The organism is Streptomyces bobili, assembly GCF_002154575.1.
GTDB lineage: Bacteria > Actinomycetota > Actinomycetes > Streptomycetales > Streptomycetaceae > Streptomyces > Streptomyces bobili.
Window position 1 is genome coordinate 1 of record NZ_MUBA01000093.1, and the last position, 13,459, is coordinate 13,459.

Sequence of the window (13,459 nt, forward strand, 5' to 3'; positions counted from 1 at the left end):
CTGGCCGCCGCGCGCGGCGGCCAGCATGCCGACCCGCACCTGCGCCCGCCGGTGCCCCTGGGTCGCCGCCCGCTCGTACCACTCCTCGCACTCCGTCTTCTCGTGCACGATCTCGCCCAGCTCGTGCGCCGGCTGGGGCGGCCTACGGGCGTCGAGCACGGCCGCCAGCCGGTACGCCGCCTCCGCGCTGCCCCCGCCCGCCGCGCAGCGCAGATGCCGCTCGGCGGCCTGCTCGTCGCCCTCCCGGAGCCGGGCGATGCCGACCTGGAGCGCCGCCTCGGTGTGCCCGGCCGCCGCCGCCCGCTCGTACCAGCGCAGCGCGACCGCGTCCTCGCCGCGGCCCGCGAACAGGATCCCGAGGTTGAACGCGGCGTCGACACTGCCCGCCTCCGCGGCCTTGGAGAACCAGGGCTCGGCCCCGGCCGCGTCCCCGACCTGGAGCAGCAGGACGGCCAGCGCGTTGGCGGCTTCCCGGTGCCCGGCGTACGCGGCGCGCCGGTACCACTGCTCGGCCTGCGCGGTGCGGCCCTGCTCGGCGCAGAGCAGGGCGAGGTTGTAGGCGCCGTTGTCGTCCCCGGCGTCCATGGCCGCCCGGTACCAGCGCTCGGCGGTCTGGGTCTGGTTACGCTCGGCGTACAGGGCGCCCAGCGCGTTGGCCGCGTTGCCGTCGCCGTCCTGCGCGGCACGCAGCCACCACACGGCGGCGTTCTCGGTGTCGCCGGCGTCGCGCAGCAGGAACCCGAGCGCGCAGGCGGCCCGGGGCTCGCCGTCCTTCGCGGACGTCAGGTACCAGCGCCCGGCCTCCTTCAGCTCGCCCCGCCGCTCCAAGATGGCCCCGAGGTGCAGCGCGGCCCGCCGGTGTCCGCGCGCGGCGGCCTGCCGGTACCACTGCTCGGCCTCCGCAGGTACGGCGACACCGTTGTCCGTGGCGTCTCTGCGCCCGTCGCCGAAGACCGGCTCGCGACGGTCGAGGGCCCGCGCCAGCCGGTACGCCGCCTCGCGGTGCCCGCGCTCGGCGGCGGCCCGCAGCCACCGCTCGGCACCCGGGCGGTCACCCCGGTGCTCCAGCAGGTCGGCGAGGGCGTAGGCGCCCAGGACATGTCCTTGTTCGGCGGCCTGGCGCAGCCAGTACTCGGCCGCGGGTTCGTCGCCGCGCTCACGGTGGTGCCGGCCCAGCGCGTGAGCCGCGGGCGCGGAACCGGCGACGGCGGCGACCCTCCACCAGCCGGCGGCCTCGTCGGGGTAACCGCGCTGGTGGAGGAGGACACCCAGGTTGTTGGCGGCGGCACGGTCGCCCTCCGTGGTGGCGGCACGCAGATGAGGTTCGGCTCCGTCCAGATCGCCGCGGCGCAGCAGCAGGGCCCCGAGGACGCTCATCGCCTCGACGTCGCCGGACTCGGCGGCGAGCCGTCGGCGCACCTCCTCGACGTCCTCGCCCGTCTCGTCCCGGCTCTCGTCCCGGCCCATGTCCGGAGTCTCCCCCGCAGAGCCCATGCCCGGAGTCTCTTCCGCGGTCTCGTACGCGGTCTCGTACGGAGTCCCCTCCGGGGCCGCTTCCGTACCGGAAGGCTGCACAAATCGCCCTGTCTCGAACAGAGTTGCCTTGTCCCCCATAACGTCCATCGTCGCACCACCTGCAACCCGGGTACACCTGGTATACCGCGGCCCGTAAGGTCACTTCAGCGTTTTGTCGACATGCCCACAGAGAGACAAGTCAAACACAGATGCCCCAACTCCCCACGGCGGCACGGCGATCCCACCCCGGGCACATGCGTTCGCACACCACGAAGGCCCGGATCCTTTTCAGGATCCGGGCCTTCGCCTGGAGTAGCGGGGACAGGATTTGAACCTGCGACCTCTGGGTTATGAGCCCAGCGAGCTACCGAGCTGCTCCACCCCGCGTCGTGTTCCACAACCGTACCACGACGCGGGGTGGTCCTTGATCAGCCGCTGGGACTGCCGCTCGGACTCGGCTTGGGACTGGCGGTGGCCCCCGGTTCGGCGCTCGCGCTCGGCGAGGTGCTCGGGCTGCTCCCGCCGTTCTTGTCCGCCGCGGCCTGCGCGTCCTCGGCCCGCTTCAACGCCGCCTCGAGGTCCGCCTGCGCCTTGGCGTACGCCTCCCAGTCGGGCTTCTTGAGGGCCTCCTGGCCCGCGGTGAAGGCCTCCTGGGCGTCCTTCAACGCCTCCTGGACCGTCGGGTTGCCGGTCGCCGGTGGCGGGGTGGTGCCACCGTCGTCCGCGGGTGGCTTCGGTGTCGCACCCTCCGCGCCGAAGACCTTGTTGAGGGCCTCGTCGAGGGAGTCCTCGAAGGCGGTGACGCCGCCGTAGGACACCAACACCTTGCGCAGCAGCGGGTACTTGAGTCCGCCACCACGGACGTAGACCGGCTCCACGTAGAGCAGTCCTCCGTCGAGCGGCACCGTCAGCAGGTTGCCGTACTCGACCTCGGAGTCGCCGCCCTTCAGCAATCTGATGGACTCGGCGATGTCCTGTTCGGAGTTGAACTGGCTCTGCACCTGTTTGGGTCCGTCGACGGTCGTACTGGTCGGCAGTTTCAGCACTCTGATCTTGCCGTAGCCGGATGTGCCGGCCTCGGAGTCGACCGACATGAACGCGCTGAGGTTGTCCCGCCCGTTGGGCGTGAACGTCGTCGTCAGCGAGAACGCCTGCGCCTTCTGGTCGGGCATCTTCATGCTCAGGTAGTACGGCGGCACCGCGTCGTTCGACTGGTTGGTCGGGTCGTTCGGCACCTGCCACACCTCACTGCCGCTGAGGAACGTGGTCGCGTCCTTCACGTGGTAGCGGGTGAGCAGCTCACGCTGGACCTTGAACAGGTCCTGCGGGTAACGGAGATGGGCCATCAGGTCGCCGGAGATCTGCGACTTCTTCTCCACCGTGCCGGGGAACGCCTTCATCCAGGTCTTCAGGACCGGGTCCTTGGTGTCCCACTGGTAGAGCTTGACCTCACCGGTGTACGCGTCGACGGTCGCCTTCACCGAGTTACGGATGTAGTTGACCTGGTTCTGCTGGGCCACCACCGCGCGGTTGTTGTTGGTGGCGGTCAGCGAGTCGGCCGTCGTGTCACCGAGGGTCGTACGCGAGGCGTACGGATAGCCGTTGGTGGTCGTGTACGCGTCGACGATCCACTGGACCTTGTCGCCCACGACCGCCGGGTAGGCATCGCCGTCGATGGTCAGCCACGGGGCCACCGCCTCGACGCGATCCTTGGGCGTGCGGTTGTAGAGGATCTTCGAACCCTCGCCGATCGCACCGGAGTACAGGATCTGCGGTTCGCCGAACGCCACCGCGTACGCGGCCCGGTTGACCGGACTGGAGAGGTTGATCCCACCCTTGCCGGTGTAGCTGGTGGTCTTCTCGCCCTGGTCGTCGGAGTAGTCGATCTCCTTCTGGGGACCGCCGACGATCGAGTACGTGGTCGTCTTCTCGCCGTAGTAGATCCGCTGCTCGTACTTGCCGAGCACGCCCTCCGACGGCAGGTTGGACTCGGTGAAGGCCGGGCGGCCGTCGATGTCGGCGGTGGTGCCCTTGGCGGCGACCACGCCGTAGCCGTGGGTGTAGCGGAAGTGGTTGTTGATCCAGTTCTGCTTGTCCACGCCCGCGAGGTTCAGCTCGCGCAGACCGATGACCGTGTCCTGGTCCTGGCCGTTCACGTTGTAGCGGTCCACGTCCAGGTTGGTCGGGAAGGCGTAGTACTTCCGGATCTGCTGGAGCTGCTGGAAGGTCGGCGAGACGATGTTCGGGTCCAGGACGCGAATGCTCGCCGCGCCGGCCACGTCGTCGCGCAGCGTCGTCTTGTCCTCGGTCTTGCTCGTCCCCGAGTAGTCCGTGACCTGGGCGCCCTCGATGCCGTAGGCCTCACGCGTCGCCTTGAGGTTCTTCTCGACGTACGGCGCTTCCTTGGCCTGCTCGTTCGGCTGGACCTGGAACTTCTGGACGATCGCCGGATACAGGCCGCCGATCAGGATCGCGGAGAGCACCATCAGGCCGAAGCCGATGACGGGCAGCTGCCAGGTACGCCGCCACAGGGTGGCGAAGAACAGCAGGGCGCAGATGACCGCGATGCAGAACAGGATCGTCTTGGCCGGCAGGTAGGCGTTGGCGTCGACGTAGCGCAGGCCGGTCCAGTTGTCGGTGGCCTTGAAGTCGCTGGACTTCACCGCCAGGCCGTACCGGTCGAGCCAGTAGGCGACCGCCTTCAGCGCGACGAAGATGCCGAGCAGCACCGACAGATGTCCGGTGGCCGCGGCCGTGGCGCGCGCGCCGGGGCTGGTGACGCGCAGCCCGCCGTACAGGTAGTGGGTGAGCGCGGCGGCGATCAGGGAGAGGATCGTGGCGGCGAAGCCGAAGCCGAGCAGGAACCGGTACCAGGGCAGGTCGAAGGCGTAGAAGGACACGTCGAGGTGGAACTGCGGGTCCTTCTGTCCGAAGGACACGCCGTTGACCCACATCAGCCAGGTCCGCCACTGTCCCGACGCCGAGGCGCCGGCGATCAGCCCGACAAGAGCGGTGATCCCGAGCAGCAGCCACTTCTTGTACGGCGCGATGCCCATGCGGTACCGGTCGAGGCTCTGCTGCTCCATCGACATGGCGCTCAGCGGCGGCCTCAGGCGGTGGGCCAGCCACAGGTTGAACCCGACCGCGAGGGCCATCAGCAGACCGAAGACGAAGAAGAGCCCGATCTTGGTCGAGAGTGTGGTCGTGAACACCGAGGAGTAGTTCACCGACCGGTACCAGAGCCAGTCCGTCCAGAACCCTGCGAACATGGTGAACGCCATGCCCAGGACGGCAAGCACGCCCAGTGTCATGAGCAGAGTACGGACACGCCGGGACGGGCGGCCCACTCTGATCCGTGGCCCGGTCGGGCCTCCGCCGCGGTCCGGCATCTGGAAAGCCAAGGTTCGCACCCCGAGGTTCGCTGTTGATCCGTCAGGTCCGCGTCTTCGTGGACCCTCCGTGGCCCCCCGTGATCGCGGGCCCACACCTATGCAACTTACTCACCCTTTACCGGGTTCCCGATTCCGGCCCTGAACGAGGCAGGATTGTGACCATGTCCAACACTCCCATGGCGGCGAGCCCGCTCACCCGGGCCGTACTCGAGATCGACGAGTACGCCTCCGGCCTCGGCTGGGACCAGCCCGCCCGCCTTTTCGCCCTCGTCGACACCGCACGTCTGCGCACTCAGGAACCCGGCCTCGCCGCCCAGCTCGGCCTGGCGGATGCGCCCGAGACCACCGGTCTCACCCCGATCGAGCAGGATGAAGTGCCAACGGACAAGCCGCTCGACGAGTTCCTCGCCACGATCGCCTGGCCGGACGCGGTGGTCGGCTGCGCGCTGACCGTGGAACGTCTGATGCTGCCGCCCTCCGCCGAGGCCCAGGTCCCGCAGGGGCTGAGCGAGGCGAAGCTGACGCAGTGGGTGGCCGAGCACCCGGACCGTCAGGAGGTCCGGATGACGGTGGCGGTCCTGCGGGACGGCGCCCGTGACTCGGCCCTGCGACTCCGCCAGAAGGACTCCCCGACGGAGGTTCTCACCGGTTCCGAGCTGGTACCGGGCCTCGCGGAGGCCCTGTCGGCGACGTTCGAGGAGTAGCCCCGCCGCGTCGCCTCACGGTCTAGCCGGCCGTGCACTTCGGCAGGTCGGCGGTGTCGCCGCTGCGGATGTCCTTCAGGGCGCCGAGTGCGTCGTCGATGGTGTTCACCTTGACGAGCGTGAGCCCGCTGGGGGTGTCCTCGGCGGCGGAGGCGCAGTTGGCGGCGGGCGTCAGGAAGTACTGGGCGCCCTTGTCGCGTGCGCCGACCGTCTTCATCTCGATGCCGCCGATCGGGCCGACCTTGCCGGCGTCGTCGATGGTGCCGGTGCCGGCGACGAACTTGCCGCCGGTCAGGCTGCCCGGGGTGAGCTTGTCGTAGATGCCGAGCGCGAACATCAGACCGGCGCTCGGGCCGCCGACATCGGCGAGCTTGATGTCGATGGTGAACGGGAACGTGTGGTCCGTGCCGGCGGAGATCCCGACGATGGCCCGCTTCTCGCCGATGTCGGCGGAGGCCGCGGTGGTGATCGTGATCTTCTGCGTCCTGGTCGCCGGCTTGTTGTCCTTCTCGGCGGCGGCCTGGTCCTTCGCCGGCACGATGGTGAAGACGACGTCCTCGCCGGGCTTGTGCTTCGTCACCAGCTTCGCCACGTCGGAGGGGTCCTTCACCGCCGTACCGTCCACGTCCTTGATCACGTCTCCGGCGTGCAGCCGGCCCTCGGCGGGCGAGCCCTTGACGACGGTGGAGACGATCACCCAGGACTGCACCGGGACGTCCAGCTCCTTCAGGGCGGCCACCTTGGCGCTCTCCTGGGACTGGCTGAACTCCTCGGCGTTCTCCTGGGTGGACTGCTCCTCGGTCTTGCCGTCCGGATAGAGCGTGTCGTGCGGCACGACCTTGTTGTCGTGCGCGAGCCAGCCATAGACGGCTTCGACGAGGTTCATCCGGTAGTCGGCACTGGTGACCCGAACGGTCGTCATGTTGAGGTTGCCGTCGGTCGGGTACGTCTTGCGTCCGGCGATCTGGAGCACCGGCTCGCCGCCGTGCTCTCCGAGGGTGTTCACCGTCGGCCCCGGGGACATCTCCGCGTACGGCACGGGGATGAGCACTCCCGCGCACAAGAGCGCGATCAGCATCAGGGTGGAGGCGAGCATCGTCGCGGTGCGGCGTGGCATGACTCGACAGTACGGGACGGTTCTGTCAGCGCACCGTCAGGGCCACCGCCCGGGTCACCGCCCTCAGGTGCCCGAGTGGGGCCTCTCCATGGCCGCGCGGAAGCGGGCGTAGCCGTCCAGCTCGGGGCCGTCGCCGCGGGTCCTGCGGGTGCGGTTGGCCCAACTGCCCCACAGGCCGGCGCCGATCGCGGCCACCAGCGGAATCAGCAACCAGACGAGCGCCCCCATGCCGTCCTCCCAACCCCACGTACGACCGCGACTGACTGATCAGCAGATTAACCATCCGCAGTGACAACGCTCGGGCCAGGGGTGCGGTTACGCAACCGGACGGGGCGCTACGCGCCGACCCATTCTTCGGTGCCGTCGGAGAACGTCTGATGCTTCCAGATGGGCACCTCGTGCTTGAGGTCGTCGATCAGCTTGCGGCACGCTTCGAAGGCCTCGCCGCGGTGCGGACACGACACGGCGACGACGACGGCCAGGTCGCCGACCCGCAGGTCTCCCACGCGGTGCACGGCCGCGAGCGCGCGCACCGGGTACTCGGCGACGACCTTCTCCGCGATCCGCCGCATCTCCGCCTCGGCGCTGGGATGACTGGAGTATCCGAGGTTGTCCACGTCGGCGCCGCCGTCGTGATTGCGCACGGTTCCTACGAACAGGGCCGTCCCGCCGGCCGCGTCGTCCCCCACGGCCCGGAAGACCTCGTCCAGGGACAGCGCGCTGTCCCTGATCGCGATCAGCTTGACGGGATCCTGCGCTGCCTGCTCACCGGGGTGATCATTACTGGGTGCCATGCCTCAATCGTGCCGCACCGCGACGACAAGCGGGAATACCGGGATCGTCCGGCACGCACGCGTGCACGCTCGGAGCCTCCTACAAGGGGCATCGCAGCGCGTTCGGCACGTCCGGGGCGCGCCCCGACGCGCCGGGGAGTCCGCGGGTGGCTCAGGAGGGCCACCCGCCGCGCGCCGGCTACCGTCGCCGCGCCTTACGAGCCCGCCGCACCACCGCGGCGGCGCCCAGCAGCGCCACCGTCGCGCCCGCGGCCCCCGCGGCCGTCGCGTCCTTGCGCCCCAGTCGCCGCCCGGCAACGGTGTGCCGCCCGGCGACCTCCTCGAGCAGCTCCGCGAGCACGTCCTCATTGCTCCACCGAGGCCGCCAGCCGGCGTCGTGCAGTCGGCTCCCGCTGACCACCCACGGGTACATCGTGTAGGCCAGGTCTCCCGCCGGGGACGGCGTGAGTCCGATCCGGTGCAGCCGGGCAGCAGCGCCGAGAGCGACCGCCGACGGCAGCTCCATCCGCCGGATCCCGCTCAGCTCCTCGACCTCCTCCTGCTCAAGCCAGCCGTCGCAGCCGACCGCGAGTTCGCCGTCGACCTTCTCCAGCACGGCGTACTCCAGCGCCCCACACAGGTCCTCGACGTGGCAGAACTGCCAGACCGGCCGCGATCCGGCGACGACCAGGAGCCGGGGTGACTCGAAGTAGCGGGTCAGCGCGGTGTCCGTGCCGCCCACCAGCACCGCCGGCCGCACCACCGTGACGTTGAGCCCCGGATGCGCGCGCGGGGCGCGCCGCGCGAGCCGCTCGATCTCCAGCAGGTCCCCGACGCCGGTCGCCTCCGCCGTGGCCTTCAACTCCGCGTCCTCCGACAGGGGCAGCTCGTTGTCCGGCAGCGCCCCGTAGACCATGGCGGAGGTGCACAGGACGACGCGGTGCACCCCGGCGGCTGCCGCGGCGGTCAGCACCGTCTGGGTCCCGCGCACGTTGTAGGCCGTTCGGGCGGCGGCTTCGCTCCCCAGGTCGAGATCGAGCGCCAGATGGACGACAACGTCCGCGCCGCGCAACTTCTCGGCGATCGCCGGATCGCGGACGTCGAGGATGTGCCACTGTGCCGCATCGCACTCGCCCCGCCGCTCGTCGATGGCGATGACCTGCTTGATCTCGTCGGACGCGGCGAGCCGCTCGGTCAGCAGCGCGCCCACCCCGGTCGCGGCGCCGGTGACGGCGACGACGGGGCCGCGCGGCCCGCCCGAGGTCGAGGGGTTTCGCGCTGCGCGAACCTGCGGATCTGGGGAACTCACCAGGTGTCTCCAGCGGTTGTTTTCCATACGGGCGTGAGTGACGCGTTCGTACCAGGTGGCATCCATCCTGCCGCAGGCCGCGAGTCGGCGAAGCACCGAGGCCCGATCGGGCCCAGGTGTCTACGCTGGGTGGTGTTGCAGGGCAGCCGCGCCGCCGGACCAGAGCCGGTGGCCTTACCAGCCGAGGAACCCCGTGAGTGACACCCCATTCGGATTCGGCCTTCCGCCGGAGGAGCCGGACGACGGCGACGAGGGCAAGAAGAAGAACCCGCAGAGCGGCGGTGGTCAGGGACCGGCCAGCCCGTTCGGTTTCGGCGGTATGCCCGGTGCCGCAGGCTTCGGCGACCCCGGCGCGGACAATCCGCTCGCCGCCATGTTCGGCTCGCTGAACCCCACCGACCTGGGCGCCGCGTTCCAGCAGCTGGGCCAGATGCTCTCCTACGAGGGCGGCCCGGTGAACTGGGACATGGCCAAGCAGATCGCCCGCCAGACGGTGTCCCAGGGCACCTCCGACGGTGTCAAGGACGCGAGCATCGGTCCCGCCGACCGCACCGCGGTCCAGGATGCCGTCCGCCTGGCCGACCTGTGGCTGGACGACGCGACCTCCCTGCCGTCCGGCGCCGGCACCGCCGTGGCGTGGTCGCGCGCGGAGTGGGTCGAGGCGACCCTGCCCGCGTGGAAGGAACTCGTCGACCCGGTCGCCGAGCGGGTCGGCGCGGCCATGGGCGATGTCCTGCCGGAGGAGATGCAGGCCATGGCCGGCCCGCTGATCGGCATGATGCGTTCGATGGGCGGCGCCATGTTCGGCTCGCAGATCGGGCAGGCCGTCGGGGTGCTCGCGGGTGAGGTCGTCGGTTCGACCGACATCGGCCTGCCGCTCGGCCCGGCCGGCAAGGCCGCGCTGCTCCCGCTGAACATCGAGTCGTTCGGCAAGGACCTGGGCGTCCCGAAGGAGGAGGTGCGGCTCTACCTCGCCCTGCGCGAGGCCGCTCACCAGCGCCTCTTCGCGCATGTTCCGTGGCTGCGCTCGCACCTGTTCGGCGCGGTCGACGGCTACGCGCGTGGGATCAAGGTGGACACGGCCAAGCTGGAGGACGTGGTCGGCCAGTTCGACCCGCAGAACCCCGAGCAGCTCCAGGACGCTCTTCAGCAGGGCATGTTCCAGCCGGAGGACACTCCGGAGCAGAAGGCCGCCCTGGCCCGTCTGGAGACGGCCCTGGCGCTCGTGGAGGGCTGGGTCGACGCGGTCGTGCACGCGGCCGCGAAGCCGCGCCTGTCGTCCGCGGACGCGCTGCGCGAGACACTGCGCCGCCGGCGTGCTTCGGGCGGTCCGGCGGAGCAGACGTTCGCGACGCTGATCGGTCTCGAGCTGCGCCCGCGCCGTCTGCGGGACGCGTCGCGGCTGTGGGCCTCGCTGACGGACGCGCGCGGTGTGGACGGCCGCGACGCCCTGTGGGCCCACCCCGACATGCTGCCGACGGCCGCCGACCTGGACGACCCGGACGGCTTCGTGCACCGCGAGCAGATGGACTTCTCCGAGTGGGACAAGATGCTCGGCGAGGCGGCGAGCGGCGGCGCGGCCTCCGGTTCGGCCTCGGATTCTGCTTCGGGTCCCGGTGAGAAGCCGAAACTGCGCAAGGACGACGACACCGACGAGAACAAGGGCGACGGCAAGGGCGGCAGCAGCGAGTGAGCCTGCACGACGACGCGGTTCTCGTACTGAAGGACTACGAGAGCCAGGAAGAGCTGCGCCAGACCTACCTCGACCACTTGGCGGCGCACCCGGACGGCATGTGGAAGGCGTGTGAGGCCGGGCATCTCACGGCGAGTGCCCTGGTGATCGACCCCGAGCAGGGGCGGGTGCTGCTGACCCTGCACAGGAAGCTGCGGATGTGGCTCCAGATGGGCGGCCACTGCGAGCCGGAGGATGTCTCGCTGGCGGCGGCGGCCCTGCGCGAGGCCACCGAGGAGTCCGGCGTCCCCGGCCTGACGCTGCTGCCGGGCGGCCCGGTCCGGCTGGACCGGCACCCGATCCCGGCGCCCTGCCACTGGCATCTCGACGTCCAGTACGCGGCGGTGGCCCCGCCCGGCTCCACCCAGACGATCAGCGAGGAGTCCCTCGACCTGCGCTGGTTCCCCTACGACACGGTCGCGGAGGTGGCGGACGAGTCGGTCGTCCGTCTGCTGGAGGCGACGCGGGCGCGCCTGTGAGGCGGAACGCGTAAGGGGCGAGCCGCCAGGCGGTCGCCCCTTACGTCTGCTTTCCGGACGGTCAGCTCCAGGCGTTGCCCTGGTTCTGCGCCCGAGCCCCCTGCTGGCCCATGCCGTACTGCGCGGCGAGGCCGGAGCCGATCTGGGCGCCCTGCGGCGGGAGCAGTTCACTCGGCTGGACCAGCGCGAAGCCGCTGCCCATGAAGCTCAGCTCCCAGCCTTCGCCGGTACTGCCGCGTCGCCGCCACACGCCGGAGGAATGCGTCTGCGCCTGCATCTGCACCCGCAGCCCGGTGGACCAGGCGACGATGGCGTCGGCATCGCAGTTGACGTACTTGTCGGGCGTGACCTGAAGCATCAGGGGCGCGCCCGAGGTCATCAGGGCGACCCGTCCGCTGCCGGTGATGTTGAGCTGGTACTTCCCGGAGCCGGAGATGCCGTAGAGGCTGTCGACTGCGATGACCTCGTGGTGCAGCCCGGAGTCCATGGCGAGGACATAGCTGCTGTCGACGGTCAGTCCCTCGTGGTCGACCTCCACGACGTGGATGTGCTGGGCGAGGTTCGCGAGGTAGACGATGCCCTGCCCGTGGCAGCGCATCAGGTCCAGGCCCTCGCCGGTCTGCGCGCGCGAGCGTGACTGGCTGTTGCTCTGGAACTCGGCGTCGAACTCGACGAGTCCCTGGTAAGCGACCATCGTGCCCTTGCGGGCGAGGATGTCGTCGTGGCCTTCCAGGGCGACGCGGAGCATCTGCTTGTTCTGGAGGCTCCAGCGTTCCTGGGTCTGCTGGTCGTTGTGGGCGAAAAGCGGACTCTGCATGTGACTCTGGCTCCCCCTCAGCCCCGGACCCGAAGGCGGTCGGTGCTGTCCTCGCTGGGCTGGACGACGACGATGCCCTCACCGGAGAAGGCCATCTGGTAGGCCTCGCCGCTGCCCCGGCCGAGCAGTGACTGCGCCTTGAAGCTGCGCTTGCCCTTGACCTTGAGGTTCGGGGACCAGGCGACGAGCGCGTCCGGGTCGACGTACGTCTCGTTCTCACCGCCGCCGCAGTCGACGACGATCGGCTTGCCCCGGGAGGTCAGCGCGACCCAGCCCTGCCCGGAGATCTTGGTGTTCCACAGGCCCTGTCCGGCGAACTTCGCCAGCCCCTTGACCCGCTCGACGCCCCAGGTGAGGTGGGCGTCGAAGGCGAGCAGGTTGGTGGCGTTGACGGAGATGCCGTCGCCGTTGAGGTTGATCACGACGACGTTCGCGCCGTAGTCGGCGAGGTAGAGCAGACCGTCGCCGGAGCACTTCATCAGGGGCGCGCCCTCGCCGGTCATCCAGTCGCGCGCGATCTGGCGCACGGCCGGCGGGTTGGGTTCGTACTGGATGAAGCCCTCGTAGGCGACCATCGAGCCCACGCGCGCGAGGAGGTCACTTCCGGTCTGGAGGGCCACCTTCAGCATGTGGTTGCCGTGGTTCTCCATGCGGGCGGTGACGGGTGCGGGGGCGTAGCCCGCGAGCGGCTGGTTCATGACGGGCTCCCTCAGACCTCGTACGGCTGGACGACGATGAAGTTTCCGGGAGCGGCGCGGAACTGGAGGTTCACGCTCTCTCCCGTGTCGCCCGGATAGGCGTTGCGGCGCATGCGGACCTGGCTGGAGACCACGACCTGGGCGGCGGCCGACCAGGCGACGACGGCATTGCAGTCGGCGAAGGTGGTCGGCGTGACCGGCAGGACCACGGGCGTGCCGTGCGTCTTCACGACGACCGTGCCGGTACCCGTGAACTGCATGGTGAAGAGCGCGCCGCCGGGGATGCCATGGCCCTCGATGCGGCGGACCTCGTACTGGAGGCTCTCGTCGAAGGCGAGGACGTTCTCCGCGGAGACGCAGATGCCGTCGCCCTGCAGCTCGATGGGGTGCAGCATCGTGGAGTCCTCGGCGAGGAACACCTGGCCCTGGCCGGTGCAGCGCATCAGCTGCATCTCCTGGCCGGTCGCGTTGCCGACGATCCGGCCGGCGAAACCGGCGCCCTTGTAGCTGAAGTCGACCTTGCCCTGATAGAGCACCATGCTGCCCTGGCGGGCGAGCACGGGCTGGCCTCCGACGCCGAGGTCGACGCGGATCAGCTTCCGGGTCTGCGGCGTCCAGCGCTGCCCGGTGGGCGTCTCCTTGAACTGCTGGAGGGCCGCGGTCACACCGGCACCGCCCTGGGGCGCGCCCTGCGGCACGCCGTAGGGCTGCTGGCCCGGGACCTGACCGAACGCGGGCTGCTGGCCGTAGCCCGGCGGCGGGGTCGGCTGCCCGTAACCGGGCGGCGGCGTGGGAGCCTGCGGCGCCTGGGGCTGCCCGTAACCGGGAGGCGGCGGAGCGGTCGGCGCACCCGGCTGGCCGTACTGCGGCGGCTGCCCGTACGGCCAGCCCGGCCAGCAGGCGCCGTACGGGCAGCCGCCGCA

General features: G+C 70.3%; 12 protein-coding genes and 1 tRNA gene. 3 read left to right on the forward strand and 10 right to left on the reverse strand.

Going from position 1 to position 13,459, the window contains the following annotated elements:
• The 3 genes from BZL64_RS08670 to BZL64_RS08680 all read right to left on the reverse strand — a co-directional run.
• Positions 1-1,623 (reverse strand): tetratricopeptide repeat protein (locus BZL64_RS08670; RefSeq protein ID WP_107430238.1); only part of this gene is annotated, 1,623 nt, incomplete at its 3' end.
• A 205-nt stretch (positions 1,624-1,828) separates the two neighbouring features.
• Positions 1,829-1,902, reverse strand: a tRNA-Met gene (locus tag BZL64_RS08675).
• Between the two features lie 41 nt (positions 1,903-1,943).
• Positions 1,944-4,904 carry a UPF0182 family membrane protein gene (locus tag BZL64_RS08680; protein ID WP_086767745.1) on the reverse strand — a complete coding sequence of 987 codons (2,961 nt, stop codon included), beginning with the start codon at positions 4,902-4,904 and terminating at the stop codon, positions 1,944-1,946.
• A gap of 164 nt (positions 4,905-5,068) precedes the next feature.
• Here BZL64_RS08680 and BZL64_RS08685 point away from each other — a divergent pair, with 164 nt between their 5' ends.
• On the forward strand, positions 5,069-5,611 hold the full coding sequence (locus BZL64_RS08685) for a PPA1309 family protein (protein WP_167396108.1): 543 nt from the start codon (positions 5,069-5,071) through the stop codon (positions 5,609-5,611).
• Positions 5,612-5,633: 22 nt separating this feature from the next.
• On the opposite strand, the gene BZL64_RS08690 is transcribed toward BZL64_RS08685, so the two are convergent.
• The 4 genes from BZL64_RS08690 to BZL64_RS08700 form a co-directional block, all read right to left on the reverse strand.
• The gene (locus BZL64_RS08690) at positions 5,634-6,728 is read right to left on the reverse strand and encodes a YlbL family protein (protein WP_086767750.1); all 1,095 of its coding nucleotides are present in this window, start codon (positions 6,726-6,728) and stop codon (positions 5,634-5,636) included.
• Positions 6,729-6,791: 63 nt separating this feature from the next.
• Entirely contained in the window at positions 6,792-6,956 is a 165-nt protein-coding gene (locus BZL64_RS40180) for a hypothetical protein (protein ID WP_167396109.1), read from the reverse strand.
• Positions 6,957-7,063: 107 nt separating this feature from the next.
• Entirely contained in the window at positions 7,064-7,522 is a 459-nt protein-coding gene (locus tag BZL64_RS08695; protein ID WP_086767752.1) for a molybdenum cofactor biosynthesis protein MoaE, read from the reverse strand.
• 178 nt (positions 7,523-7,700) lie between these two features.
• On the reverse strand, positions 7,701-8,810 hold the full coding sequence (locus tag BZL64_RS08700) for an SDR family oxidoreductase (RefSeq protein WP_086767754.1): 1,110 nt from the start codon (positions 8,808-8,810) through the stop codon (positions 7,701-7,703).
• Between the two features lie 193 nt (positions 8,811-9,003).
• On the opposite strand from BZL64_RS08700, the gene BZL64_RS08705 reads away from it, so the two are divergent.
• Positions 9,004-10,503: a zinc-dependent metalloprotease gene (locus tag BZL64_RS08705; protein WP_086767756.1), complete on the forward strand. Its 1,500-nt coding sequence runs from the start codon at positions 9,004-9,006 to the stop codon at positions 10,501-10,503.
• Positions 10,500-11,021, forward strand: a complete 522-nt coding sequence (locus BZL64_RS08710; RefSeq protein WP_086767758.1) for an NUDIX hydrolase — start codon at positions 10,500-10,502, stop codon at positions 11,019-11,021. Before BZL64_RS08705 ends, BZL64_RS08710 begins: the two co-directional genes overlap by 4 nt.
• A 61-nt stretch (positions 11,022-11,082) precedes the next feature.
• On the opposite strand, the gene BZL64_RS08715 is transcribed toward BZL64_RS08710, so the two are convergent.
• The 3 genes from BZL64_RS08715 to BZL64_RS08725 all read right to left on the reverse strand — a co-directional run.
• Positions 11,083-11,838, reverse strand: a complete 756-nt coding sequence (locus BZL64_RS08715) for an AIM24 family protein (RefSeq protein ID WP_086767760.1) — start codon at positions 11,836-11,838, stop codon at positions 11,083-11,085.
• A 17-nt stretch (positions 11,839-11,855) separates the two neighbouring features.
• A complete protein-coding gene (locus tag BZL64_RS08720; RefSeq protein WP_073499354.1) occupies positions 11,856-12,536 on the reverse strand; it encodes an AIM24 family protein in 681 nt (226 codons plus the stop codon).
• Positions 12,537-12,547: 11 nt separating this feature from the next.
• Positions 12,548-13,459: AIM24 family protein (locus BZL64_RS08725; RefSeq protein ID WP_143663051.1), on the reverse strand; the 912-nt coding region annotated here is incomplete at its 5' end.

What these genes read in the sequence shown, in the direction of transcription:
- BZL64_RS08680 (WP_086767745.1), bottom strand. Translation starts at nt 4,904, where the DNA reads ATGCCGGACCGCGGCGGAGGCCCGACCGGGCCACGGATCAGAGTGGGC.
- BZL64_RS08685 (WP_167396108.1), top strand. Translation starts at nt 5,069, where the DNA reads ATGTCCAACACTCCCATGGCGGCGAGCCCGCTCACCCGGGCCGTACTC.
- BZL64_RS08690 (WP_086767750.1), bottom strand. Translation starts at nt 6,728, where the DNA reads ATGCCACGCCGCACCGCGACGATGCTCGCCTCCACCCTGATGCTGATC.
- BZL64_RS40180 (WP_167396109.1), bottom strand. Translation starts at nt 6,956, where the DNA reads ATGGGGGCGCTCGTCTGGTTGCTGATTCCGCTGGTGGCCGCGATCGGC.
- BZL64_RS08695 (WP_086767752.1), bottom strand. Translation starts at nt 7,522, where the DNA reads ATGGCACCCAGTAATGATCACCCCGGTGAGCAGGCAGCGCAGGATCCC.
- BZL64_RS08715 (WP_086767760.1), bottom strand. Translation starts at nt 11,838, where the DNA reads ATGCAGAGTCCGCTTTTCGCCCACAACGACCAGCAGACCCAGGAACGC.
- BZL64_RS08720 (WP_073499354.1), bottom strand. Translation starts at nt 12,536, where the DNA reads ATGAACCAGCCGCTCGCGGGCTACGCCCCCGCACCCGTCACCGCCCGC.